At 57.7% G+C, this 25,994-nt stretch carries 20 protein-coding genes and 1 pseudogene; 10 read left to right on the top strand and 11 right to left on the bottom strand.

All coding sequences use genetic code 11. The features are described from left to right. Positions 1 to 507: pseudogene (locus tag Tam1G_RS09415) on the bottom strand (integrase catalytic domain-containing protein); the annotation flags it as partial. A gap of 78 nt (positions 508 to 585) precedes the next feature. On the opposite strand from Tam1G_RS09415, the gene Tam1G_RS09420 reads away from it, so the two are divergent. Beyond that, the gene (locus tag Tam1G_RS09420; RefSeq protein ID WP_242689682.1) at positions 586 to 1,116 is read left to right on the top strand and encodes a DUF4143 domain-containing protein; all 531 of its coding nucleotides are present in this window, start codon (positions 586 to 588) and stop codon (positions 1,114 to 1,116) included. 328 nt (positions 1,117 to 1,444) lie between these two features. Further along, complete coding sequence (locus tag Tam1G_RS09425; protein ID WP_101626327.1) at positions 1,445 to 2,266, top strand: fumarylacetoacetate hydrolase family protein; 822 nt, start codon at positions 1,445 to 1,447, stop codon at positions 2,264 to 2,266. 243 nt (positions 2,267 to 2,509) lie between these two features. On the opposite strand, the gene Tam1G_RS09430 is transcribed toward Tam1G_RS09425, so the two are convergent. Further along, the gene (locus Tam1G_RS09430; RefSeq protein ID WP_101626328.1) at positions 2,510 to 3,439 is read right to left on the bottom strand and encodes an AEC family transporter; all 930 of its coding nucleotides are present in this window, start codon (positions 3,437 to 3,439) and stop codon (positions 2,510 to 2,512) included. Positions 3,440 to 3,746: 307 nt separating this feature from the next. On the opposite strand from Tam1G_RS09430, the gene clpB reads away from it, so the two are divergent. The 3 genes from clpB to Tam1G_RS09445 all read left to right on the top strand — a co-directional run bounded on the left by clpB (position 3,747) and on the right by Tam1G_RS09445 (position 8,825). Continuing rightward, positions 3,747 to 6,416: an ATP-dependent chaperone ClpB gene (clpB, locus tag Tam1G_RS09435; RefSeq protein ID WP_101626329.1), complete on the top strand. Its 2,670-nt coding sequence runs from the start codon at positions 3,747 to 3,749 to the stop codon at positions 6,414 to 6,416. A gap of 141 nt (positions 6,417 to 6,557) precedes the next feature. Then, entirely contained in the window at positions 6,558 to 7,622 is a 1,065-nt protein-coding gene (locus Tam1G_RS09440) for a glutamyl-Q tRNA(Asp) synthetase (protein WP_101626330.1), read from the top strand. 93 nt (positions 7,623 to 7,715) lie between these two features. Further along, positions 7,716 to 8,825: a glycerophosphodiester phosphodiesterase family protein gene (locus Tam1G_RS09445; protein ID WP_101626331.1), complete on the top strand. Its 1,110-nt coding sequence runs from the start codon at positions 7,716 to 7,718 to the stop codon at positions 8,823 to 8,825. 147 nt (positions 8,826 to 8,972) lie between these two features. Here the strand turns inward: Tam1G_RS09445 and rlmH are convergent, their stop codons facing one another. Next, complete coding sequence (gene rlmH, locus Tam1G_RS09450; protein WP_101626332.1) at positions 8,973 to 9,452, bottom strand: 23S rRNA (pseudouridine(1915)-N(3))-methyltransferase RlmH; 480 nt, start codon at positions 9,450 to 9,452, stop codon at positions 8,973 to 8,975. 234 nt (positions 9,453 to 9,686) lie between these two features. Continuing rightward, entirely contained in the window at positions 9,687 to 10,328 is a 642-nt protein-coding gene (gene upp / locus Tam1G_RS09455) for a uracil phosphoribosyltransferase (RefSeq protein WP_101626333.1), read from the bottom strand. Positions 10,329 to 10,696: 368 nt separating this feature from the next. Here upp and Tam1G_RS09460 point away from each other — a divergent pair, with 368 nt between their 5' ends. Continuing rightward, positions 10,697 to 12,427, top strand: a complete 1,731-nt coding sequence (locus Tam1G_RS09460; protein ID WP_101626334.1) for a phosphatase PAP2 family protein — start codon at positions 10,697 to 10,699, stop codon at positions 12,425 to 12,427. A 435-nt stretch (positions 12,428 to 12,862) separates the two neighbouring features. On the opposite strand, the gene Tam1G_RS09465 is transcribed toward Tam1G_RS09460, so the two are convergent. From Tam1G_RS09465 to Tam1G_RS09475, 3 genes are all read right to left on the bottom strand, one after another. Then, on the bottom strand, positions 12,863 to 13,675 hold the full coding sequence (locus tag Tam1G_RS09465) for a hypothetical protein (RefSeq protein WP_101626335.1): 813 nt from the start codon (positions 13,673 to 13,675) through the stop codon (positions 12,863 to 12,865). Further along, positions 13,665 to 14,792, bottom strand: a complete 1,128-nt coding sequence (locus Tam1G_RS09470; protein ID WP_242689681.1) for an NUDIX hydrolase — start codon at positions 14,790 to 14,792, stop codon at positions 13,665 to 13,667. The genes Tam1G_RS09465 and Tam1G_RS09470 overlap by 11 nt, the downstream gene beginning before the upstream one ends. Before the next feature lie 177 nt (positions 14,793 to 14,969). Next, a complete protein-coding gene (locus Tam1G_RS09475; RefSeq protein ID WP_033889910.1) occupies positions 14,970 to 17,207 on the bottom strand; it encodes an RNA degradosome polyphosphate kinase in 2,238 nt (745 codons plus the stop codon). Between the two features lie 625 nt (positions 17,208 to 17,832). On the opposite strand from Tam1G_RS09475, the gene Tam1G_RS09480 reads away from it, so the two are divergent. Further along, entirely contained in the window at positions 17,833 to 19,149 is a 1,317-nt protein-coding gene (locus Tam1G_RS09480; protein WP_101626337.1) for a metallophosphoesterase, read from the top strand. 387 nt (positions 19,150 to 19,536) lie between these two features. On the opposite strand, the gene Tam1G_RS09485 is transcribed toward Tam1G_RS09480, so the two are convergent. Continuing rightward, a complete protein-coding gene (locus Tam1G_RS09485) occupies positions 19,537 to 20,352 on the bottom strand; it encodes an IclR family transcriptional regulator (protein WP_033889907.1) in 816 nt (271 codons plus the stop codon). 292 nt (positions 20,353 to 20,644) lie between these two features. On the opposite strand from Tam1G_RS09485, the gene leuC reads away from it, so the two are divergent. Next, positions 20,645 to 22,048: a 3-isopropylmalate dehydratase large subunit gene (gene leuC / locus Tam1G_RS09490; protein ID WP_033889906.1), complete on the top strand. Its 1,404-nt coding sequence runs from the start codon at positions 20,645 to 20,647 to the stop codon at positions 22,046 to 22,048. A 13-nt stretch (positions 22,049 to 22,061) separates the two neighbouring features. Continuing rightward, positions 22,062 to 22,757, top strand: coding sequence for a 3-isopropylmalate dehydratase small subunit (gene leuD, locus Tam1G_RS09495; RefSeq protein WP_033889903.1), 696 nt, complete (start codon positions 22,062 to 22,064; stop codon positions 22,755 to 22,757). A 190-nt stretch (positions 22,758 to 22,947) separates the two neighbouring features. Here leuD and Tam1G_RS09500 read toward each other — a convergent pair whose 3' ends face one another. Next, positions 22,948 to 24,423 carry a PH domain-containing protein gene (locus Tam1G_RS09500; protein WP_243394880.1) on the bottom strand — a complete coding sequence of 492 codons (1,476 nt, stop codon included), beginning with the start codon at positions 24,421 to 24,423 and terminating at the stop codon, positions 22,948 to 22,950. On the opposite strand from Tam1G_RS09500, the gene Tam1G_RS11965 reads away from it, so the two are divergent. Further along, positions 24,379 to 24,585 carry a hypothetical protein gene (locus Tam1G_RS11965; RefSeq protein ID WP_242689739.1) on the top strand — a complete coding sequence of 69 codons (207 nt, stop codon included), beginning with the start codon at positions 24,379 to 24,381 and terminating at the stop codon, positions 24,583 to 24,585. The genes Tam1G_RS09500 and Tam1G_RS11965 overlap by 45 nt on opposite strands. A gap of 77 nt (positions 24,586 to 24,662) precedes the next feature. Here the strand turns inward: Tam1G_RS11965 and Tam1G_RS09505 are convergent, their stop codons facing one another. Both Tam1G_RS09505 and Tam1G_RS09510 read right to left on the bottom strand, forming a co-directional pair. Continuing rightward, entirely contained in the window at positions 24,663 to 25,220 is a 558-nt protein-coding gene (locus tag Tam1G_RS09505) for a PH domain-containing protein (protein WP_101626339.1), read from the bottom strand. Positions 25,221 to 25,381: 161 nt separating this feature from the next. Continuing rightward, positions 25,382 to 25,849: a hypothetical protein gene (locus Tam1G_RS09510; protein WP_243394879.1), complete on the bottom strand. Its 468-nt coding sequence runs from the start codon at positions 25,847 to 25,849 to the stop codon at positions 25,382 to 25,384. Between the last annotated feature and the right edge of the window lie 145 nt (positions 25,850 to 25,994).

Raw genomic sequence — 25,994 nt, forward strand, 5'->3', positions numbered from 1 at the left:
GTCCAGCTCGTCGCCGGCCTTCCTGATCGTGATCGAGTTGCGCAGCAGCTCCCCGGCGGGCCGGGTAGTGGAGATGCCTCTGGGCCGTGCCGCGTCGCGCGTCTTTTTGAGGTACCGGTCCATCGTGGCCGCGCTCATCCGCTCCAGCTCGCGGAACGCGAAACCGTCCCAGTCGGCGAGCTCGCCGTGCGCGCGCAGCATGGGCATCCACAGGGGCAGCATCGCCTTGAGGTACTTCGCGCACGGCGCATCCATCATCAGCCACACCTGGACCAGCAGCTCGCGCGACTGCTCCGAATACCGCTTCGGCCGCTCCGCGGGCGACATCGACGGCCTGCCGCGCCCGGCTTCCGTGAGTCTGCGTCTCGCGGTGCTCCTGCCGATTCCCAGCACGGAGCACATCTCATCGAGGATGCGTCCCTTGTCCTTCTTCGACGCCTTCATGTATTCATCCCTGAATCTCAGGGTGACCTGCCGCTTCGTCGCCATGCTGATCCTGTCTTCCATAAGACAAGCCAAACAGGACCGATACCGTTCGCGCTCATTCCCGATGAGGCACCACCACACCCTACGCGCTCAAAAAACGTGAGGCACGTCGTCTCCACCAACAAAGTGGTGGGCACATTAAAATCAGCTGGTATCGGCATTACCAATTTGACTGCTGACAATCAAATTGATGCTTTAGAGAAAGCGTTCATCATATACGGCTGCGAACAATCTCGGCTTCGAGGCAAAGAGCTACTGCGGCCGCAACGCAAGTACTACCCAGTAGATAATGGTTTCCGCAATCTTGCGCATGGGTTCGATGGTTCCGATCAAGGCGCCCAGCTTGAAGGTATCGTATATATGGAATTGCGCAGACGCGGATATTCAGTGTCGATTGGTATGTTGCCGGATGGGGAGATTGACTTTGTCGCTCGACGAGGTTCGGAGAAAATGTATATTCAGGTCACGTTGAATATGACTGACGAAAACACGCGTGCTCGTGAATTGGCTCCTTTGCAGAAGCTAAATGATGCTTTCTCTCGCATGGTGCTGACGCTGGATCATTTTGGTTTGGGGGTCACCGACGAAGGTATAACCATTAGGAATGTTGTTGATTGGCTGCTGAAGTAGCTGCGCTGCAGTGTGCTCTGCCGGTATCTTATCGTATCTTATCTTCTATCTTATCGAGAGAGAGTGTTAGATACGATTAGATATAGCGATAAGTCTGGAAGATTGTTGAGTCTACTGAAAAACATGGTCGAAGAACCTAGTAATTTCATCCATACTATAAATCGCTGCGCAATCCCCCGATGGATTATTATCCATGCTTACAATCGCAAAGTTTGTAATGATGTCTGATTCTTGAAGTCCTGCGTGAAGGTGGTGCTGTGCGGTGCGTGAGTCGTACCACCCCGCTGCTTGCGGCGGGCAATACATATCGGTAGTAGGCTTAGGAGCTATGAGACTTGCACGATTTTCTTTGAATGATGCGCCGCGCTATGCCTTCGTGCAGAAGGACCCGGTTGACGGCAAAGACTACCTCATCGAACTGGATGGCCATCCGCTGGCCGGCGACCAGGTCAAGCCCACGGGCAATCGTTACGCGGTAGACGCAGACGGTGTACGCCTGCTTGCCCCGGTCATTCCCTCCAAGGTGTATGGTCTGGCCAAGAATTACGAGGCTCATGCGCAGTTCATGCATGAAGCCGGTCACTCCGAGATTGCGCACGCACCGGAGAACATGGTCATCTTCACCAAACCGTCCACCTCTGTGATTGGCCCGGACGATCCGATTGTGTACCCAGCCTGCTCCAAGGATATGAACTTCGAGCCGGAAGTGGCCGTGGTGATGGGTCGCATCGCCAAGAATGTGCCGGTCGAGAAGGCTATGGATTACGTGCTTGGCTTCACTTGCGTGAACGACGTGACGTTGCGCGACCTGCAGGGTCTCGACCCGACTTGGACGCGCGCCAAGGGTTTCGATACGTCCTGCCCGCTTGGCCCGTGGATCGTGATGCGCGACGACCTGGACTGGAAGGACGCGAAGATCTCCTTCACCCTCAACGGTGAGGATGTGTCGATGGCATCTGGTACCACCGCGAACCTGATTCACGGCATTCCGGAGCAGATTGCCGCAATCTCCTCGTTCTCCACGCTGCTGCCTGGCGATGTGATTATGACCGGTACGCCGAACGCGTCCGGACACCTCGATCCGGGCGACGAGACGATCGTGCATGTGGAAGGCATCGGCGACCTGCGCAACGTGATTGTGCGCGCCTGATTTTGTTTGCCCATGCGGCATTATGGACGGCTTAAGAGGCAGTAACTGCGCGTTCGGACGAATACGGTGCGCAGATACTGCCTCTTTTTTGGATTAAGCCGGCAGTAACTGCGCGAGGGGTACGTCAATCCGCGCAGTTGCTGCCGGGTGGAGGTCCGGAACAGGCAGTAACTGCGCGTGGATTGTGTGCGGACGCGCAGATACTGCCGGATTGGGGTACGGGGTGCCTGCCCAACCCCGCTGTCACGCACCCGGCAGTAGAGCGTGCAGCACGGTCATTACCACTAGGCTGATGATGGCGGTCACGGTCAGCGAGAATCCGGCGAGCTTCGCGTTGCCGGTCAGGGAATCGGTGAACTTGGTGGAGAAAATCGTGATCGGGGCGAAGGAGCCTAGTACGATAATCTCGCGAATACGCATATCAAACGGCAGCAGGAACCAGGCGGCCACCGCGATAATCACGCCAAATAGCGCGCGCCAGCCAATCACTTTGAGTAGTTCCATGCGATCCTTACGATTGTCCGGAATCTCCATCATCAGGCCAATCATGGCCATCGCGCAGAAGGCGTTCGCGTTGGCGAACGGGGTGATGAGCGTCACGATAGGCTGCGGAATCGTGATGTGCAGGAACATGAACACCAGCATCAGCATGTAGATGTCGAACGAAATCGAACCCAGAAAATCATGGGCTATATTGCGCAGCCGCAAGCTCAACGGCAATGACTTGAAGTTCTCATCCATCTTGAGCAGCGTGCGCGTAATGGTGAGCGAACCGGCCGTGGCCACGGTGGCGTTGCCGATATCGAGCATGATGATGGGCAGACCGGCCGATGCGCCCATGAACGTCTGTACCACGGGCAGGCAGAACGCACCCAGGTTCAGACCGGATGCATTGAGCATCTGGAAGGCGCGATAGTTGCGTTCGTCGCCGTGCGAGCCGAGGTGCACGATAAACAGTGGGATTGCGCAGGCAAAGAAACCGAACAGCACAATCCACAGCATGCGCATGTCGTGCTTGTTGGTGGCGAACGACAGGATGATGGCGCAGGGGAGTGTCAGGTTGAATACCAAGCCTTGGGCGACCTTGTAGTCGCGCTCGCCGAAGATGTGCAGGTGTTTCAGTGCGTATGGGCCCAGAATGGCGAGCAGCAGCGCGCCGGATTGGAAAATCATGAAGCTTCTTCTTGTCCCTCGGGGAATGTTGCGCGCAACTTAAGTGGCACGAACGATGCCCACAATAGGAGCTGCCCTGCTCAATTCAGAGTGAATTCAAAACTTGAGTCACCTTCGCTCAACTTTTGGGAATAGAATGGCCTCTAGGTCGGTTGAACGAGTCAGAACATGACACGAATGCCTGTCTGTAGGTGTGCGGCGTGGCATGCGGGCGTGGTTTTGGGCTGTGTGGCCGAATTCCGCGGGCCGTATGCGCTGCATGCGCGCAGCAGACGGACATACAAGAAGACTTTGGGAGGAACACATCATGGAACAGAAGTTCACCACTATGGCCCAAGAGGCCGTCGGCGACGCGATTCAGAGTGCGTCCGCCGCTGGAAACGCGCAGGTTGAGACCCTGCATGTGATGGATGCGCTGCTGCGCCAGGAAAACGGCGTGGTGCGCTCGCTGATTGAGGCCGCAGGTGGCAATGCGCAAGCCATCGGTGCCGCCGTGCGCAACGCGTTGGTCGCGCTACCGAGCGCATCCGGTTCCACTACTTCGCAGCCGCAGGCCAGCCGTCAGCTGACCGCCGCCATCGCCCAGGCTGAGAAGGAAATGCAGCAGATGGGCGACGAATACGTCTCCACCGAGCACCTGCTGATCGGTATCGCGGCCAGCAAGCCGAACCAGTCGGCGGAAATCCTGGAGAAGAACGGTGTGACCGCAGCTGCGCTGCGCAAGGCAGTGCCGGGCGTGCGCGGTGGCGCGAAAGTCACCAGCCCGGATGCGGAAGGCTCGTACAAGGCTCTGGAGAAGTACTCCACCGACCTGACCGCCGCAGCCAAGGAAGGCAAGCTTGACCCGGTGATTGGCCGTGATCAGGAGATCCGCCGTGTGATTCAGATCCTAAGCCGCCGTACCAAGAACAACCCGGTGCTGATTGGCGAGCCTGGCGTGGGCAAGACCGCAGTCGTGGAAGGTTTGGCCCAGCGTATCGTGGCCGGCGATGTGCCGACTACTTTGCAGGGCAAGAAACTCATCAGCCTTGATTTGGGCTCGATGGTGGCCGGTTCCAAGTACCGTGGCGAATTCGAGGAGCGTCTGAAGGCCGTTCTGAACGAAATCAAGAACGCCAATGGTCAGATTATTACGTTCATCGATGAGATTCACACCATCGTGGGCGCGGGTGCTGCCGAGGGTTCGATGGATGCCGGTAACATGCTCAAGCCTATGCTGGCCCGTGGCGAGCTGCGCCTGATCGGTGCGACCACGCTGGATGAATACCGCGAGAACATCGAGAAGGACCCGGCTCTGGAGCGTCGTTTCCAGCAGGTGTTCGTGGGTGAGCCTTCCGTTGAAGACACCATCGCTATTCTGCGTGGTTTGAAGCAGCGTTACGAGGCGCACCACAAGGTCACCATTGGTGATGATGCGCTGGTCGCCGCCGCAACGCTGTCCAACCGTTACATTTCCGGCCGTCAGTTGCCTGATAAGGCCATCGATTTGGTCGATGAGGCGGCTGCGCACCTGCGTATGGAACTCGATTCCTCCCCGGAGGAAATCGATGAGCTCCAACGCAAGGTGACCCGTCTCGAGATGGAGGAAATGCAGCTCAAGAAGGCTGAGGATCCGGCATCCAAGGAACGCTTGGGCAAGCTGCAAGCCGAACTCGCGGACACCCGTGAGAAGCTCAGCGGTCTCAAGGCGCGCTGGGATGCTGAGCAGGCCGGCCATAACAAGGTTGGCGACCTGCGTGCCAAGCTCGATGATTTGCGCGTGCAGGCGGACAAGTACACCCGTGAAGGCAACCTGGCCGAAGCCTCCAAGATCCTCTACGGTGAGATTCCTTCCATCCAGAAGGAACTCGCAGCCGCAGAGAACGCGGACGCCGAGTCCAAGGATGCTGGTTCCACTAACCCGGACAACGAGCCGATGGTGCCGGACCGTGTGGACGCCGACTCCGTGGCTGAGATTGTGTCCGACTGGACAGGCATCCCTGTGGGTCGGCTGATGCAGGGGGAGAACGAGAAGCTCTTGCACATGGAGGACTACCTCGGCAAGCGCGTGATTGGTCAGAAAGAGGCCATTCAAGCCGTGTCCGATGCGGTGCGCCGCTCTCGTGCCGGCATCTCCGACCCGAACCGTCCGACAGGTTCGTTCCTGTTCCTCGGTCCGACCGGTGTGGGCAAGACCGAACTGGCCAAGGCGCTCGCAGACTTCCTGTTTGACGATGAGAAGGCTATGGTGCGTATCGACATGTCCGAGTACATGGAGAAAGCGTCCGTGTCCCGCCTGATTGGTGCCGCACCTGGTTACGTGGGTTACGAGCAGGGCGGTCAGCTGACCGAGGCCGTGCGCCGTCGTCCGTACTCCGTCGTGCTGTTCGATGAGGTCGAAAAGGCCAATCCGGAGATTTTCGACGTGCTGCTGCAGGTGCTCGATGATGGCCGTCTGACCGATGGTCAGGGCCGTACTGTGGACTTCAAGAACACGATTCTGATCATGACCTCCAACTTGGGTTCGCAGTTCCTGGTGAACGAGGATCTGGATGCGGATGCCAAGAAGAAGGCTGTGATGGACGCGGTGCACATGAACTTCAAGCCGGAGTTCCTGAACCGTCTGGACGACATTGTGATGTTCCACCCGCTCACCCGCGAGGAATTGGGCGGCATTGTGGACATCCAGGTCAACAGTGTGGCTCAGCGCCTGACCGATCGCCGCATCACGCTCGACGTGACCGACTCGGCTCGCGAATGGCTCGCCAACACGGGTTACGAACCGGCGTACGGAGCTCGTCCGCTGCGTCGCCTGGTGCAGACCGAGGTTGGCGACCAGTTGGCACGTATGCTGCTGGCCGGCAAGGTTCACGACGGCGACACCGTGCTGGTCGACCAGACCGGTGGCGAGCACTTGGAGCTCTCCGCATGGGCCAGCGACCAGCTTGTTGGTGATGACCCGGCCGTGAAGGTCGGCAAGGTCTCTGAAGACAAGTGACATCTGCTTAACAACTGAGCGCTGAATGGCTCTCTCTGCATATGCATATGTGTGGAGAGAGCCATTTCGTTACTATGAATGCTGTTGCAGTTGTACTGTCGCTTTGGCAGGGCTGAAAGGTTGAAGTTTGGGGAGGAAGCCATGACCGGACGATTTGCGCCCACCCCTTCGGGGCGCATGCATATTGGCAACGTGTATGCCATGCTTGCGGCATGGCTGTCCTCCCGCTCTTGTGGCGAACGCATGCTGTTGCGCATCGAGGACGTGGACAAGCCGCGCGTGATTGCAGGCGCGGACCAGCTCATGATGGATGATTTGCGCTGGCTGGGCTTCGACTGGGACAATGCTGATTCGCCGATGTATCAGTCTCGCCGCACTGAACGCTACGAATACGCGCTCGAATGCTTGCAAAACGTGAGCATGGACGATTCAATGCAGAGCGTGCTCTACCCATGCTTCTGTTCGCGCGCGGATATTCGCGCCGCATCCGCGCCCAATGAAGGCGATGGATTCATGGTCTACCCTGGAACGTGTCGCCGGCTATTGCAGGATCATCCCGAGGAAGTACAGGCTCGTTTGGCTCAGGGCGATCAGCATTCCATGCGCATCGCTATGCCGCAAAGTTCCCCAGAGCGGGATGCGTCTTTCGACGATTGTGTGTATGGACGTCAACAATATGATTTGCCTCGAGAAGTCGGCGATTCAGTAATTCGCAGAGCCGATGGATTGTTCGGCTATCAGCTGGTCGTAGTCGTTGATGACCTTGATATGGGCGTTAATGACATCGTACGAGGCCGTGATCTACTGCGTTCCACAGCATTGCAAATGTGGATTCGGCACTGCCTGCTGGCTGGCGGATTCCAGCCGGAGCATAGTGCATCGGCTGAGGCTGAGGCCGGAATTGCTGCAGGAACGGCGACTCCAACGTACGCTCACCTGCCGCTCATCGACAATGCGTCCGGTCGCCGCCTCGCCAAGCGCGAACGCTCACTGGATATGGGAGCCTTGCGTGCTCGCGGAGTCACTTCTGAACAGATCATTGGCTTCTGCGCGTGGCTTCTGCGGCTGCGCCCGACTTCTGATCCTGTTGCTGCAGCCGAGCTGTTGGACGATTTCAGCTGGCAACCGTTGCACGCCAACCATCCCGATCGCGCACTCGACCCCGAGGATCCCAATACTCCACAGTGGCTCGCGGACGCACTGTAAGCTGCCAGCAAATTCACAAGAAGTTCATGGACGAACGGCCTCATTGAACGCCGGTGCGGCGGTAATCTGATACCACTAACGGGAAGGATTCCAATGTCTTCAAAACTGTTGAGAAATGCCGCACTGGCAGGCGTCGCGGCCGCTGGTGCTGCCGTCTGGGCAATTGCCCCACGTACCTTCAACGATAAGCGTCGCAACTTTGTGCCGTCCATTCCTGAGGTATGGTACGCGCATCGCGGCCTGCATGACGCCGGTTCGGGGCTCGTGAACCCGAGCGAAGTGGAGGATTACTCTGGCGACAATCCCATTAGCGCCAAGGAGGATGCCGCAAACGCGTCTATCGCCGAGAATGCGCAATATGTGGCATTGGCCCGCCGCATGGCTATGAAGGCCGGCTATGGCAGCCCGGATGTTGCCGGCCCAATCGCTCCTGAAAACTCGCTGGCTGCGTTCGCGGCCGCTTGCGAAGCAGGCTATGGTATCGAACTTGATTTGCAACTCACGCTCGACGGCCAGGTGGTCGTGGTGCATGACGCTGATCTCAAGCGCGTGGCTGGTGATCCACGCCGCATCGAGGACCTTACTTACGACGAGCTGACTCGTATCCCGCTGTTCCCCGGCTCCAAGCCTGGTGATTTGAAGGCCAAGCCGCTGCCGGGTGCCGACGCGAACCCGCCGCTGGTGGTCACGCCGTCCACCGCTCCTGACGGCTACTACCAGCATGTACCGCTGTTCTCCGACGTGCTCAAGGTAGTCGCCGGTCGTGCTCCGCTGATTGTGGAATACAAGTTCAGCGACAACAGTGCTTGGGATGCTCGTACTGAAGAGCTGATGGAGAAGGGTCACGCGCTGCTGGAATCGTATAACGGCCCGTATGTGATCGAATCCTTCCATCCCGGTGCCGTGAACTGGTACAGGGAACATCATCCGGAAGTGTGCCGCGGCCAGTTGAGCTGGCCGGCCAAGTTGGCCGCGGACGGCCCAGTGGAATGGGCTGCAGGTCTGCTGGCATTCGACTGGATGTCTCGCCCTGATTTCGTGGCTTATGACTGGACCGGTGGAGCGTCCCCACAGGTTCGTCTGGCTCGTGCGATGGGTGCCATGCCGGTGTCTTGGACTGTGCGCAGCAGTGATGAGCTGGCCCAGTGCGACCAGTACTTCGACCGCCACATCTTCGAGGCGTTCGTGCCTGACGCACAGTAAGTCGCAGTGCTTGCTATCACAAGCACATTTCCACGGTGTGGTAAATCCTCCGCGGTGTGGTAATGCAGAATGGCTTTATTCCGCCAGAATGGCGTTATTCTGCTGTTCCGCGAAACCACACGGTGGAGGAATTGCCACACGGTGGGATTACTTGTGATACGGCTCGCCGGCGTTGATTTTATAGGCGCGGTAGATCTGCTCAAGTAGAATCACGCGCATCAGTTGATGTGGGAACGTCATCTTTGAGAAGCTGAGCTTAAAGTCAGCCCGACGCAGGATTGCATCATCAAGGCCGATGGATCCGCCGATGACCAACTGAATATGACTGGTGCCACGCAGTCCCAAATCATTTATTTTTGCGGCAAGTTCCTCACTGGTAAGTTGCTTGCCTTCAATGGCCAGCGCAATCACATAGGCATTATCGCGCAAATGTTTGGCAATGCGCTCGCCTTCTTTGGCTTTGATTTGCCGCTCGACGCCCTCGGAAGCGTGCTCGGGGGTCTTCTCGTCCGCCACTTCAATGATGTTGAGCTTGCAATAGCGGGAAAGACGCTTGGAATACTCGTCGATGGCATCGCGAAGATACCGTTCCTTCACGCGCCCAGGCGCAATAATGTCTATTTGCATACAGTCCTTGAAAATAAAGGCTCCCCTCAGCGAGGGGAGCTATAAGAGGAGCATCAGCCAATCACGCAGCAATTGATGATGAGGAATTGATTAATGCGTGTGTCAGCAAAGCGGCGCTGATGCACATTCAACCAATCACGTAGCGGAATCGACTGATGTGTGCGGAGACCGACGTTCGAAGCCGAAGGCGCACTGAGGTGCGTCGAGCGCTGAGAAAAGTCGGTATACGCTCCATCAGTCGATGACGCCGTAGAGGCGATCGCCGGCGTCGCCGAGTCCCGGCACGATGTAGCACTTGTCGTTGAGCTTCTCATCGACGGCGCACACCACGACCTTGAAGTCGATGGACGGGTCGATATGCTCTTCAACGTACTTGATGCCTTCAGGGGCGGCGATGATGTTGATGGCGGTCACGTCCTTGGCGCCGCGCTCGGCCAGATAATGCGTGGCGGCAACCAGAGTGCCACCGGTGGCGAGCATCGGGTCGATGAGGAAGCACTGGCGGCCGGAGAGGTCTTCAGGCAGACGGTTCGCGTAGGTGATCTGCTGAGTGGGGTGCTCTTCGTCGCGCTTCATGCCAAGGAAGCCGACTTCAGCGGTCGGAATCAGGCGAGTCATGCCGTCGAGCATACCGAGGCCAGCGCGCAGCACCGGCACAATAATCGGGCGCGGGGAAGCGAGCTTCTTGCCGGTCATCGGAGCGACCGGGGTCTCGATCGGAGTGGCCACTACGGAAAGATCGCGGGTGGCTTCGTAGGCTTCGAGCATCACAAGCTCAGAGACGAGCTCGCGGAAGGTGGAGGAGGGGGTGTTCTTGTCGCGCAGTACGGTGAGCTTATGCTCGACCAGCGGATGATTGAGTACATGCAATTCCATGATTCCTAAGCCTACCCGTTGTCCCTAGAGAAATCACCTAGAGCGGTGATGAAGCGCGTGCTTTGTGATGTGCTGCGGCATACGACTAATGGCATATAGCAGTGAGATTTCGACGGAAAGACAGCATGGGGCATTCAATTGTAGCCGTGCCATCGCAACTACATTGCCGCATTGCACTGTTCAATAAGCTGTCATGTCGTATTCATGGTGCGCAACCATAAGGGACATGTGCCTTTCCTAACATTGAAAATGAGGGCGTTTTTGGCCGGGATTGAAGATATTTGTGCGTTCTGACCCCAACGTTCTCATCGATTGATGGTCGAAAACAACATCAATCCGTGCGGACCTATATCAATGAGGGAGGGGTAATGTCCGTATTCACATCAGGCAAGCGCGCGCTTGCCGCCCTCGCCGCCGTCGCTACGCTCGCCGCAAGCTTTGCAGCCGCAGTGCCGGCAATGGCAGAGGATCAACCTGTATATCCATCTGACAGCACCAAGGCCAACCCGCAGGCGCTGCTCAAGGAGTTCAACAACTACTGGGTTCCAGTGGCCAACCCAAACAATGATGAAACCACTGTATTCCGTGGTGACGTGACTGATGCCGGAGCATCTATTCTCAAGGAAAATGATGACCTGACCGTTGCCATCAACAATAAGGCAGCTGATGATGACGCTGCCGGTACCAAGGTTGATGAGCATTACACTCAGCTGCAAAAGGCCTTGATTGATGGCGATCAGAACAACCGTGAGACGTTTGTGGACGCTTTCGGTCCAATCATGGGCGAATGGTTCTGGGATGGCATGGTGGCTGACCCGAATACGAAGACCCGCGCATTGCAGAAGACGTATGATCTGCTCAATGGCATGGTCGGCTACATTCCCGTCACCGGTGCAAAATACGGTTTTAACTATCCTCGTCCGTCCCTGAACAAGACCACCGGTGGTGATTTGTTCGACCGTAGCGCGAACGGCAAGAACGATTTGAAGGGATTGCAGGCCGAACTGCCGATTCAGCGTGCCGCCGATTGGGACAACCCGTGGCAGGATCCGTTCCGTGGTCTTCCTCACGGCGCCGGATATTCCGGTCTTGCCGGCTCGCTGGATGCCAATGGCCAGTACAAAAACAACCCTTCGCAGTCCTTCCCTTCCGGCCATACGATGGCGTTCTACACGTCCGGCCTGACTCTGGCCGCGATGATGCCGGAATTCGCTCCGCAGATTGCGGCTCGTGCGGCTGAGGGCGGTAACAACCGCATCGTGCTCGGTGTGCACTACCCGCTGGATGTAATTGGCGGCCGCATTGTCGGTGAGGCTTCCGCTGCAGGCCGTTTGAATGATGACGTCTACTTCGAACAGGTCATCAAGCCTGCCCAGCAGGAGCTGCGCGACTATCTGACCAAGCGCGGTCAGGAAGCCGGCTATGGCAACACCCTTGAGGAAATCATTGCCAACACTAAGGCAAACACCACTAATGGTTACAAGAATCTCAACACTGATGCTGTAGCCACCGAGCCGGTCACCGATGTGAAATCTGCTGTCGACGTCTATACCGAACGCCTCACCTACGGCTTCCAGCCGGTTGGCGCCACCAATCAGGCCGCTCGCGTTCCTGCCGGTGCTGAGGCTCTGCTGCGTACCGTGTTCCCGACTCTGACCGCTGATCAGCGCCGTGAGGTGCTGGCTCGTACCGAAATCCAGTCCGGTTACCCGTTCGATTCCACTTCCGATGGTTGGCAGCGTCTGAACCTTGCCGCCGCGTTCAGCTCCAAGGTCACTCTTGATGCCAATGGCAATGTGACGAACGTTGAGCCCGGTCAGCAGGCGCAGGTTATCAAGCAAGAAAATCCGAATAATAACGGCAACCCCAATACCAATGGTGGCACCAACAATAACAACAGTGGCACCAACAATCAGAACCAGAGCAACGGCAACCACAGCAATAAGCCGAAGCCGAATGCTGCTAAGCCAAAGGCCGCTAAGTCGAACGGTAACCTCGCCAATTCCGGTGCGGATGTAAGCGTGTTCGCTGGCATGACTGTGCTGTTCCTGGCTGCCGGTGCTGCGCTCGCTGCAGTTCGCAGAATGCGCAATCGTTGACTCTGAATCATTGAGACCGCAGTATGATTGTACACCTTGGCGCACTATTGCTGTGAGGTAGTGCGCTGTGCGGAGTACTACTGTGCAGCGGTTTCTCCGAAGTCAATACTGACTATGTAATGGGTGGTGCTCCTGCCTAAATGATGAGGCAGGAGCACCACTTATTTTGTATTTGTGCACAGCCGCAATTGTGATTGCGGCGCTTGCGCTTGTGCGTGGGAGAAGTGTGAAGCGTCGAGCCGCGAAAGCGCCTGTCGGCGCAAGGGCCGCTCGCGGCGGCAAAAAATGGAGCCCGGGGCTTAAGCACGGCCCGACGCGACTCCCCAGTATAGCGTGTGGGCTGATTTTGGCACGCCGGAATTAGGCACTCAGACTTCTTCAGATACTGTTTATCGGCTGCTTCGCTGTGGGTTTCTCTCAGCCGATTGCATTGCATTACTCCAGCCGACCGCGGCGCCAGAGATGAGCGCCTTGCTCGAATGTGCGCGCAGTAGTCATAAGATTCGCTGAAGTATGCAGCAGCCGAGCTGCTCGAGTCGCTGGATGCGTCGCATCACCGGTTTGTTTCGCCGTCAGCTCCGCCCCGGCAGGAGCACTCCGCTTTGCCGCCACGCGCAATCCCAGTGCCACCACATCCGTAAACGCGGCCGCACGCTCCAACGCCACAGCAAAATCTCCCACGAACGCACCGGAAAGAATCGAATCAGCGAGTCGCACGATATCGTCTTCAGTAGGCGCCTGATCTACACCTGCAATCGCCGAAGCCGTGGTGGCTACCGGCTCGCCGAGCCGCCACAATTGCGCAATCGAATCACGATTATTGCGCATCCAAGTGCGCAGCATATAGAGCCGCCACAGCACCCCAGGTAATGAATCCGGCTCAGCGTCACTCCACAGTTCCGCAATCTCATCCACGCCGACAGTTTCCACCAAAGTCAATACGCGCTGCACAACTTCTGGATCTTCGCTATGCCGCACACGATCCAGCAATGCCGCAGCAGACAAATGACTCATTTCGCTGAGCGCCTGCGGATCCATGCCGCCTGCCAAGCCATCGGCCACAGCAGGGTCGAGCTGAGCGGGGCGTGACGGGCGCAGCGAACCCATGCGAGCTGGACTGAACGCAGCACCAGCCGCGCGCAGCGAACCAAAGCCGGGTCCTAAACCGGAACCGTGCGAGGCAGCATGTGCGGCCGCAGCTGCAGCTGAAGAATTGGAGGAATCAGGGAATGCGGGCCTAGTAGACAAGCGGTTGAACCTTCTGAATATCGATGATTTCCGGGCCATCCGGAGTGCTGACAACGAATAATGCTACCGCTGTACCGGTTGGCATGAACGGTGTTTTCGCAATAAGCCGCTTGCCAAGCGCCGCAGGCCGGCACATCGCCCGCAAATGCTCGAACATGCCGCCGATCACTGGCCGATGCATGCAAATCGCCGTACCCTGCTCGCGTTCAAGCGCAAAATCAATCTCGCTGAGCAAGCATTCCCACGCAGCTGATGGATTGGCTGCGAACGCATCTTCGGTCAAATCATCAAGCTTCACCATTTCGCTATTGGTTTCCCATGCGAATGTTTCCAAAGTCTGCTGGCAGCGTAGCCAAGGAGATGTGGCCAGACGAACCGGATTGAAGCAGGCGAGCTCTGGGTTGAGTGCATAAGCTGCGGCCGCTCCGCGCGGCGTAATCGGGCGGTTCGCGTCCGTACCCTTCCACATTTTGCGGGCCTCAGCCTTGCCATGCCGCACAATAATCACCGGCTGCGCCTTCAGCGCGCCTTCTTGCACGCGGTCGACAAACAGTGCCAGAACATCTTTATCAGTGGAGTGTGTCAGTTTCTTGCGCGCCTCCAGCGGAGTCAGCCATAGCACTTCATCAATCTCACCTTCATCCGCGCGATGTATCGGGCCAAACGCGTGCGTGCGGCGCAGATTATCCACGGTGCTGATGGGATGCGCCATCCAGAACATCACATGCTTGCCGTCTTCGGAAATGTTCTTGGTGTGGCGATGCTTGGCACCTTCCTCGGCGATGGGGTAGGTGACGTCGCCCAAATATGCGCCGAGTGCCACAGGCAGGCCGCTTTCCTCGCCCATTTCACGCACGGCCGCATGCCTATGCGATTCGTTCGGGTCAAGCTTGCCTTTGGGCCAGCTCCAATCGTCATACTTGGGCCGGTGCACTACGCACAGTTCTATTTGGCTGAGTACGTTGTGCGATGAGTCCGATAGCGCCTGTGCGTCGACGGCGCTGGGAGATTCGTTCGTTGGTGATTGTTCCCGGGTGCTGTGCTGCCCCGCAGCAGGGCTCTCGGCGGTCTTCCACCGATAGATGATTCCACCGGCGGCTTCTGTGACATGCCTCATATTATTGCTACCCATCACTGGTTATTGTAGGGCAAAACAGCTGCCGCTACGTAGTTTGTGCTTACAAAATGACGATGCCCGGTTCCCTGTGTGAATACAGGAAACCGGGCATCAATTACTATCTGTCCGCTAACAGTCTACCAGTGTTTTCGTGTTAGCGTTCACGCTGGGCGTGCGTCAGTTGTGGGAAGCGCGGCGGCGCGTGTGCTTACGAATCAGGTACTCCTGGCTGTCCACCAGCGGACGACCTTCATCATCCTTGGTGTGCAGCACATAGGTGCCGTCCGGCTGCATGTGCCAGCTCACGGTGGAATCAGCCATCTGCAGGTCCACATACTTGATGAGCTCGTCGATTTGCTCCGGAGCGGTGACGCGAACCAGAGCCTCCACACGGCGGTCGAGATTACGGTGCATCAAATCAGCGGAACCAATGTACACCTCCGGGCCGGAAGCTGGGCCTTCGCCAATCTGCGGGCCATCGGCGTTGCAGAAGGCGTAGATGCGGGAGTGCTCAAGGAAGCGGCCGAGAATCGAGCGCACACGGATGTTCTCGGAAAGTCCCGGAACGCCAGGCTTCAGAGCGCAGATGCCGCGCTCGACGATGTCGATCTTCACACCGGCCTGAGAAGCGCGGTACAAAGCATCGATGGTCTTCTCGTCCACAATGGAGTTGACCTTGATCTTGATCCATGCTTCCTTGCCGGCGCGGGCGGCGTCCTCCTCGCGGCGGATGCGCTGGATGAGACCAGTGCGCACGGTGCGCGGCGCGACCAGCAGGCGATGGAAACTGGACTTCGGAGCGTAACCGGAAAGCTGGTTGAACAGGCGGGTCAAATCCTGGCCGACTACCGGATCGCAGGTCAGCAGACCCAGATCGGTGTACAGACGTGCGGTCTTCGGGTTGTAGTTACCGGTGCCCACATGGCAGTAGCGGCGCAGGCCATCGGCCTCCTGACGTACGACTTCGATGAGCTTGCAGTGCGTCTTCAGACCCACGATGCCGTACACCACGTGCACGCCAGCGCGTTCGAGCTTACGGGCCCAGGCGATGTTGGCATCCTCATCGAAACGAGCTTTAATCTCCACCAAGGCGAGCACCTGCTTGCCGGCGTGAGCGGCATCGATCAGTGCGTCGATGATCGGGGAGTTGGAGCTGGTTCGGTAGAGCGTCTGCTTGATAGCCAGGACCTTAGGATCTGCCGCAGCTTGTGCCAGAAAGGCCTGAACCGACGTGGAGAAGGAGTCGTAGGGGTGGTGCAGCAGGATATCGCGTTCGCGAATGGCGGCAAAAATATCCTGTGCGCGGGAGGACTCGACTTCAGCGATCTGGCGGTTCGTGGTCGGTACGAACGGACGATTCTTCAAGTCAGGGCGGTCAACGGCACCGAGCTCGAAGAGCACAGTCATGTCCAGCGGGCTGGGCAGGCGGTACACCTCGTCCTGGCTCACACCGAGTTGGTCGGCGAGCAGCTGGGAGAGGAACGGGCTGGTGGTGTCGGTGATTTCCAGGCGGATTGGCGGTCCGAAGCGGCGACGCAGCAGTTCCTTCTCCATAGCGTTGAGCAGGTTCTCGGCGTCATCCTCTTCCACATCGATGTCTTCGTTACGAGTCACGCGGAAGGAGCGGGCTTCCTTGATAATCATGCCCGGGAACAGGGATTCCAGATGAGCGGCGATGAGCTTCTCCATCGTGATGAAGCCGTAACGCTCGTCCTTGGACTCTTCGTCGGTCATGTCGTCCACCGGCACGAGACGCGGCAGGTTGCCCGGAATCTTGACGCGGGCGAAGTGGGACTTGCCAGAAGCCGGGTTTTCCACAATCACGGCGAGGTTGATGGAACCGCCGGAGATGTACGGGAACGGGTGGGCCGGATCCACTGCGAGCGGGGTCAGCACGGGGAAGACCTGCTGGCGGTAGTAGCGGGAGAGGCGCTCCTGCTCGGCCGGGGTGAGCTTGTCCCAGGTCAGCAGAACGATGTGTTCCTTCTCCAGCTCGGGAAGAATGGTGTTGATGGTGTAATGCGCATGCTCATCCTGCAGGCGGTGCGCGGTTTCGCTGATAGCGCGCAGCAGCTGGCGCGGGCTTAGTCCTGCTGCGGAGGGCACGGCGATGCCGGAATCGATACGGCGCTTCAAGCCCGCGACGCGAACCATGAAGAATTCATCAAGGTTCGAAGCGAAAATCGCAGAGAAGTTAGCACGTTCCAGCAGCGGAACATCTTCGTTTTCTGCAAGCTCAAGCACACGCTGGTTGAACTTGAGCCAGCTCAGTTCGCGGTCGAAGAAGCGATCCTGCGGCAGCGGAGCTTCGCCTTCCTTATCGACGCGGCGGTCGTTCTTGTCTGTTTCGGCAATGTGCTCTGCGATTTGGCTTCGCAGGATTGCCTTTGAGGGTGCGTCAAATATCTGTGCCATAGCTTACATCGTAGGCTTTGGTGTGGCCGGATTAGCGGTTACGCGCCAGAGTTCAGACTCCGTTCATGTTGGTGTTGAAGTTGTGTGCGACACGCCGGAAATTCGTTCGAATCGAACAGAAACAAACATCGGACGGGTTCGAATCGAAAGCAACCGTTCGTTTATTGGATGTACCTGAGTTCGATTGAACAGTTGCGATAAAAACCGAACAACAGCGGAATGCAACTTGCGGTATCAGACCTACGTGAATAGATTATGAGGTACAAGAACAACTGAACAGAGCAGAGCCCACAAGTAGTGTATGGTCACGAGGACTGTTACGTTGGACGGGCATTGGAAAGACTTACCGTTGCAACGATGATGTTGTGCAGAGATTCTGCTCGTAAAGTTGAACTTGTAGAAAAGGCCCACTCCGGTGGGTCTTTTCTTTTGCTTGGATGCATGGTTGTGGGGACGCTGCAGGCAGCAACTGCGCGTCTGCACGTATGTGGCGCGCAGTCACTGCCTGTATTGGGCTGTTATTCGGCAGTATGTGCGCGGCGGGTGCGTCAGAGCGCGTACATACGGCCTGTTTTGCCTGCGCGACTGCCGTCTGTTTCAAGATTGCATGTGTACAGTGGTGTGCATGACGGAAACACAGCGAGCTCCTGAAGGTTTTAAGCCACGCATCAAGCCGGTCGAAGCCGGGGATGATCGTCCGGTTTCTATTTCCGCGCGACTTGGTCGACTGCAATTCCACACGTCTGGTAAATTCCGCGTATTGCAGGTGGCTGACATTCAAGACGGGCCGAAAATCGCCAAAGATACGATTGCGCTGCTCGAAGCAAGCCTTGACGCCACGCGTCCGGATTTGGTGGTGTTCTCCGGCAATCAGATTGCCGGATTCAGTCCGTCGTTCGCCGGTTCGTTCCGTAAACGCCGCTGGAGTGAAGACTTCATTAGCGAGAGCGCTCTAGAGAAGACGCGCACTATGGTGCGTGAGGCAACCGCCCAATTCGTGGCGCCTCTTGAAGCTCGCAAAGTGCCGTGGGTGGTGACCTACGGCAACCATGATTTTCAATGTGGATTAAGCAATGCCGAGCTTGATGCCATATATCGTGAATTCCCTGGTTGCATCAATGCGGCTGACGCGTTGCTTCCTGACCAGACCATATATACGTGTGAGCCGGGTACGTTGGCGTTGCCAGTAAGGGATGTAGAAAACAGTCGCAACGTGATGGGCTTGGTCATTCTGGATTCAGGAGACTATGCGCATGGCGGCGGTTTCGGAGTGCCCTCTGAGCGTGCGCTTGATTTTCTGCGTCGTGTGCCAGGGCTGCTGAGCGGAGAATCGGATGTGGAGGAGATGGTATCTGATTCGTGTCCGATGGTGGAGTCGATGGTATTCCAGCACATGCCGCTGCCGGAATACTACGATGTGCTCAAGCCGGTGCCAGCCAATACCGCTTATGCAATGCAGGGGTATCGCAATCATGCCAATGCCTACTACATTCTTGATGAGGAGCGCACCCAGCCTGGTGGGTATCTCGGTGAGGGTATCTCTTGCCCAGACCAGTCAGATGAATTTGCGATTTTGCGGGATACCGGTGGCTACTTTGCTGTGGCCGCAGGCCATGATCATCGCAATGGATTCGTAGGGGAGCGTGAAGGAATCACGTTGATTGCCACGCCGACCTGCGGGTTCAATACTTACGGTCCGGCACCGTCGAAGCGTGCGACGCGATTGATTGAATTCGATATTCGCCACCCCTATGAGCCGCGCACGCAATTGTTGGAATTCGGCGAGTTGGTGGGGAAGCCCAGCTCATCTAAACAGGTGTACACCTATGCGGTGAACCAAAGTGTGCCCGGCGAAGGTGAGGGCGACGATTTGCTGCGCAAGCCATCGTTCTGGAACAAAGTGGCCGACGTATTCCACGATATTGCCATCAATCTGCCGTGAACTGGGGTGCGTGAAGGTTCACCGTTTGTACTGCTGGTGAGTCTGCGTGATTGCGAGTCGTTGCTACACCATCTTTGAGTCTGTTGACTGTAGGTTTTTGCACGAAGACTGTAGGAATTCCAACACTGACTGTAGGTTTTCCAACACTGACTGTAGGTTTTTGAACGAAATACGTTAGGAATCCTACAGTCAGTGTTCAATCCCCTACAGTCGGTGTTCAAATTCCTACAGTCAAAAGTAAATCAAGGGTGGCGAGAGTCGGCGTATTAGGAATCGTAAGTATATCTGTGCATATAACGGCGAAGGCCGCTCGCGGGAATGTCCCAGTGAGCGACCTTCGTAATACTGAGGGGCTTGATGCGGAGCCGATTATTGGCTGAGTGGTACCTAGCGGACGGCCTTTACTAGGGCTTCGGTCAGATACTTGCCAGCAGCCATGACCAGCGGAGCATAACGGCGGCCGGGAGCTGCACCCATACGGCCGGTCGGGCCGGAAATGGAGATAGCAGCGATGACCTGGCCGGAGGCGTTGCGAATCGGAGCGGAGATGGAGCACACGCCCTCTTCGCGCTCGTTCACGGACTCAGACCAGCCGCGCTTGCGGACGGCGGCCAGCTTGGTGGCGGTGAACTTCGCATGACGCAGACCCTGGTGCAGACGTTCGGAATCTTCCCAAGCCAGCAGGATTTGAGCGGCTGAACCGGCTTCCATCGACAGCATGGCGCCCACCGGAATCGAATCGCGCAGACCGGAGACGCGTTCCACAGCGGCGATGCACACGCGCTGGTCGCCCTGACGGCGGTAAATCTGTGCGGATTCGCCGGTGCGGTCGAGCAGGGTCTGCAGGATCGGGCCAGCGGCAGTCAACAGGCGATCCTCGCCGGCTGCTGCAGCGAGTTCGGCGAAGCGAGAGCCCAGAACAAATCGGCCATGCTGATCGCGCAGTACGAAGCGATGGCGCTCAAGCGCAATGGCCAAACGGTGTGCGGTCGGTCGGGCCAGGCCGGTGGCGGCAACGAGCTGGCCGAGCGTGGACGGTCCGGATTCGAGCGCGTCGAGAATTTTCACGGTTTTATCGAGCACACCAACGCCGGAATGAATCTCCCCGTCGGACGCAGGTGTGGCTGCTGCAGCAGGGGCGGTCTCAAGCGACTCGGGCGCGGTGGTGCCGGCTTCTAAAGGTTCTTCTTGGGAATCAGTCATAATACATGTGATTATGCCATCTCACATAGTGAAATACCAAATCGAGGAAGTGTCTCACTTGGTGGTCGCTGCTCAAAACATCATCCACGATGTTAGAAATCGGCGCACAAGAGCAACTTGACACAGTATATAAGGTATCCACGGACAGCACGAAGCAACGCAAAAACAAGTATTAACGCGGTTATCTCAATATCCGGCCTGAGCAAGGCCGAGCCCAACATGACCACATAGGCTTATACCACGAACAAGGCGCGAACACAATACCTCGCGCGGAATTTTTTGGAGGAACACTATGGGAACGACACTGGCCGAGAAGGTCTGGGCCGATCATCTGGTGCGCAAGGGCGGCGACGGCGCTCCCGATCTGCTGTACATCGATTTGATGCTCATGCACGAGGTCACCAGTCCGCAGGCATTCGAAGGCCTGCGTTTGGCCGGCCGTAAGCCGCGCCACGTCGATCAGCTCATCGCCACTGAGGATCACAACACCCCGACCGTGGATATCGATCGACCGAATCCGGACAAGACGAGCGCCCTGCAGCTGAGCACTTTGGAGAAGAACTGCAAGGAATTCGGTGTGCGACTGCACCCGCTGGGCGATGCCGACCAGGGCATCGTGCACGCGTTCGCCCCGATTCTGGGCTTGACTCAGCCGGGTATGACCATCGTGTGCGGCGATTCGCACACCTCTACTCATGGCGCGTTCGGTGCTCTCGCATTCGGCATCGGTACTTCCGAGGTCGAGCATGTGATGGCCACGCAGACCCTGAGCCTGAAGCCGTTCAAGACGATGGCCATTAACGTCAACGGCAAGCTGCCGGCGGACGCCACCGCCAAGGACATTATTCTGGCGATTATCGCCAAGATCGGTACCGGCGGCGGCCAGGGCTACGTGATCGAGTATCGCGGCGAGGCCATTCGCAACCTTACGATGGACGAGCGCATGACCGTGTGCAACATGTCCATTGAGGCAGGTGCCCGCGCCGGCATGATTGCTCCTGATGAGACCACGTTCGAATATCTGAAGGGGCGCCCGCATGCGCCGGAAGGTGAGATGTGGGACAAGGCCGTGGCGTATTGGAAGACGCTGAAGACCGATGACGACGCCGTATTCGACAAGGTGGTGGATATTGACGCCACGAAGCTTGGCCCATATGTGACTTGGGGCACCAACCCCGGTCAGGGTCTGCCGATCACCGCTGATGTGCCGGATCCGGCCAAGATTGCCGACGCTACCGAGCGTTCCGCAGCTGAGCGCGCAATCAAATACATGGGTCTGAAGCCCGGCATGCCGATTAAGGACATTGCCGTGGATACCGTGTTCATTGGCTCCTGCACCAACGGCCGCATTGACGATCTGCGCCAGGCCGCCGCAATTATGAAGGGCCGTCACAAGGCCGATTCGATTCACCGTGTGCTGGTCGTGCCGGCATCCTCCCGCGTGCGTTTGGAAGCGGAGAAGGAAGGACTTGACAAGGTGTTCAAGGACTTCGGTGCCGAATGGCGTAACGCCGGCTGCTCGATGTGCCTCGGCATGAACCCGGACAAGCTGGTGCCGAACGAGCGCTCGATTTCGACGTCGAACCGTAACTTTGAAGGCCGTCAGGGCAAGGGCTCGCGCACGCATCTGGCCTCTCCAGCCGTTGCCGCCGCCACCGCAATCCGCGGCACGATTTCCAGCCCGGCTGATCTGTAAAGGACGTTAGATTATGGAAAAACTCACTACTTTGACCGGCGTGGGCGTGCCGCTGCGCCGCTCCAATGTGGATACTGATCAGATTATTCCGGCAGTATTTTTGAAGCGCGTTACCAAGTCCGGCTTCGATGACGCCCTGTTCTACGCATGGCGCCGCGATCCGAACTTTGTGCTGAACCAGCCGGAATACGCCGGCAAGGGCCAGATTCTGGTGGCCGGCCCGGAGTTCGGCATCGGTTCCTCTCGTGAGCACGCTGTGTGGGCGCTGCATGATTACGGCTTCCGCGTGGTGATTGCCCCGAGCTTCGCCGACATCTTCTATGGCAACACCGCCAAGAATGGTGTGCTGGCCGCGATTATGCCGCAGGAGTCCGTCGAGCTGCTGTGGAAGCTGCTCGAAGAGGAGCCCGGCCGCGAAATGACGGTTTCTCTGGAAACTCGCACCGTGACCTGCGGTGATGTGACCCTCCCGTTCGAGGTGAACGACTACACCCGTTGGCGCCTGATGAACGGTTACGATGACATCGATCTGACGCTCCAGCACGAGGACGATATCGCCGCCTACGAGAAGATGCGCGCCGAAAAGTTCCCGTTCAAGCCCAAGACCATCCCCGCCAAGCACTGGCCCGAAGAACAAATCCAGTCCGCCCGCGAGCCGGAAGATGACGGCAGCTGGGCAGGCCCGTTGGCTGATCGCGGCATTATTTAGCCGCGATCAGGCTGCAGGAAAGCACAGTGTGCTTTCCTGCAGGGCCTGCGCCGAGCCGCGACAGTGGTGAGGCCAATGTTGAGTCTCGTTCGATAGAACGAGTCCATAATTGCAGGATCAGGACCACTAGCTGATCGCGGCATTATCTGATGCATTCCATGTGGGCTCTTCTCTCGGGAAGAGCCCACAGTCATTGTTCCACCCATCGCTGTAGGGCCTCGGCATCGGCGCGATGCAGGAACATGAACCGAAGCTCATTGATGCCGTTCATTACAAACAACGACATCTGCACGCGTTCGATGCCGCGCGGTTCGCGCCACAATGTTGTGTATCGCGTTATTGATTGCACCCGTGCACGCCGCGTAATCAGCTCATATCGAGTAAGTCGAAGCGCTCCAGTAACAAGAATGCGTGCGGAGCATTGGAAAGCGTCACCGGCGCCGAACAAGGCAAATCCTTCATTGCGCGCTCTCAACAGGCGGCACATAATCCACCACCATCCCAGCGCAATAGGCGCACTCACCAGCCACCATGTCCAGCCCAAGTCCGGAACGGCGCACCAAGTGCGCAACGCTACCGCAGCATGTGCATCAGAACCGAGCCAGACTGCAAGTGTGGTAACCAATGTTGCAACTACCGGCAGTGTGAGGTAATACCGCAATAGTCCGCGCCCGGTATAGTGCAGCCGTGGCGTATACGCAGAGGCTTCCGTATGTTCCGCGACGATCGTTGAAGACGCCGAAGACGCACGTTGACGCTGACCAGCGAATACTATTGACACTTCCGACAGCCCCCATTCCGGCAATATCTCATGCAACACTGCATGCACGCGGTGGGTACTAATCACCGGTAGAATTTGCGCCGCTGAAGCTCCACTTCCCTCACTGTTGCCATTAGCCACTGAGGAACTCAGTCCCAATCCAACCGAACACAGGTGAAAAGGCCTGCGCAGCATCGACTGCCTGATGGTCACTGTCTGAATGCGACTGACCGGAATGGTGGTGGTATGCCGGGTAAGCAATCCGCGTACTACTACCAAATCATCGCCGCGACGCCACACTTCGAATCCATAAAAACGAAGTAGCGAGGTAACGATACTCACCACCATGAGCAACGCCACGCATGCCAATACCAGCAATACCGCCGAAAACACCCCGCTCGTCAATGCGGTCGCCACCGAGCGTTCGGCTTCATGCATCAGGTTGCGTGGCAACACATCCTGAACTTGCTGCACAAAGCCATACACCACCAGTGCGGCGGCTAGAAATCCGATATCCGTAATGGCAAACAGCAGAATATCGCCTACAGAAGCGCGGAACAGAGGCGTCCGCGAGGGGTTACCTAGCGCCGGTTCCATCGCTGGAGCGCCAGATTGGTCGGTATGCTGCGGTGAGTCGATTGCAGCATCGGCATGAGCTGAAGGCTCCGAAGTGCCGACCGCAGCTATGGTTGAAGCCACGACTGTGGATTGCGATTGCGCGCGCAATCTCTCCAATTCGGCTTGAAGCGCGGCTGGCACAGCGTCCAATCGAATATCGGTATCTGCGGCACCTGCTGCCGACACCGTAAGTCGCACTACCCCAAACGGTTGCAGATAGATAGGCTGCGAACTATTGATGGCATGAATGGAGCCGTAACTGATCGTTCTGTTTTTGCGGAACAACAAGCCGGACTTGAACGACAGTTTGCCAGATCCCAGTTGATACCGGGTGGTCAGCCAAGTGACAATGGGCTGGCAAAGCGCGACGAACAGGACGCTGAGAAAAATGAGCGCGATGGTCGTAACGGACAGATGCCTGCGCGCGATGAACAGCAACGCAAAGAATAATCCTATGATCCCCTTGGCTGTTTCAATTACCCCGATGATAAGAGAAGCGGGGTGCAACCTATGCCATGTATGGCACATCACAGATCATCCTTGGCAGAAGCCACGCGTTCGGTGATTAGGGTCACCATGCGCTCGGCCTCGGCGGTGTTTAGCGCGGCTATCTCATGTTCGTCGGCGGCCGTGTGCACCACCACCGTGGTGAGGCCAAAGTGCCGTTGCACGGGGTTCTGCTTGGTATCCACATGCTGCACGCGCGTATATGGTGTGGTGGTGGAGCGGCGGAACAGCCAGCCTTTGCGCGTGGCAAGGTCGCGCTCGCCGATGCGGAATCGGGTGAAGGCATACAAATACTTGGTCTGCAATGGTTGTGAGGCCAGATCCAGGACCGCATAGGCTGCGGCAATCCCAACAATAAGTTGCTGCCAGAATCCCCACCAATCATTCACCATGCACACGGCTGCAATCACAGCGCAGACTGCAAGCCAAATGACACATTGGATTGCCTCATTAATCAGCCATACCTTACGCACACTCGGTGGAAGCGGTCGCCAATCGTCGTTGATGTTGATGTTTCGAGTCTGTGCTTGCGTGTGGGTATGAGTTTGCGTTTGAACCGTCGTCTGCGTCGTCGGCATAGATTCCCCTCTGCTCCATGAATATGGACATGGTATCAGAGCTGGCTATGAATCAAATTGGGGACAGTATTGACTGATTCGAGGGGTGAAATGCGAGGTGCCTCATTTGAAAATGAGCGCGTAATCCGGAGTGGTGCCTCACCTGTGGTGAGCGTGAAATCCTAGTCCGCGTCGGCTTGTGGGGTTTCGTCGTCTTCCGGTTCGACGCCCGCGATCCGGGCGAGCGTCTTGTTCAAGTATGCCATGTCCGGGCCCATGCGTCTGGCCAGCCGCGCGGTGCGCGGTGCCGCCAGTGCTTCGAGCCGGTCCTGGATGTCGTGGATGCGGCGGACGAGCTCGGCCGGGTTCACGGTCGCGAGCGTGTGTTCGATCTCCTCTCGCTTGTCGTCGGGTATGAAGCCGGGGCCGCCGGCGGCCCTGTCCGCCTCGTCGAACTCCTTGAGCCGCTCCCACGGGGTGCGTGGTGCGTCGTAGACGCGGCGGGGACGGCCGTCCCGGGTGCTTTCGCGCGCGACCGGCTTCTTGGACGGGGTGAACAGGTTGGCCTTGACGCGCACCAGCTCCCATAGCTCGTTGAGCAGGCCGAGCTCATCGACGGTGTACCGGTAGTAGAACGCGTGGCGGCGCACGACGTGGTTGTTGCGGGACTAGACGGTGGCCTGGTCGTTCTTCCTGTAGGGGCGGGAGCGGGTCTGCTCGATGTCGCGCTCCTGCAGCCAGGCGATCAGGTCGCGGTTGATGAACTCGCTGCCGTTGTCCGTGTCGTAGGAGCGG

This window comes from Bifidobacterium imperatoris (genome assembly GCF_002860405.1).
Taxonomy (GTDB): domain Bacteria; phylum Actinomycetota; class Actinomycetes; order Actinomycetales; family Bifidobacteriaceae; genus Bifidobacterium; species Bifidobacterium imperatoris.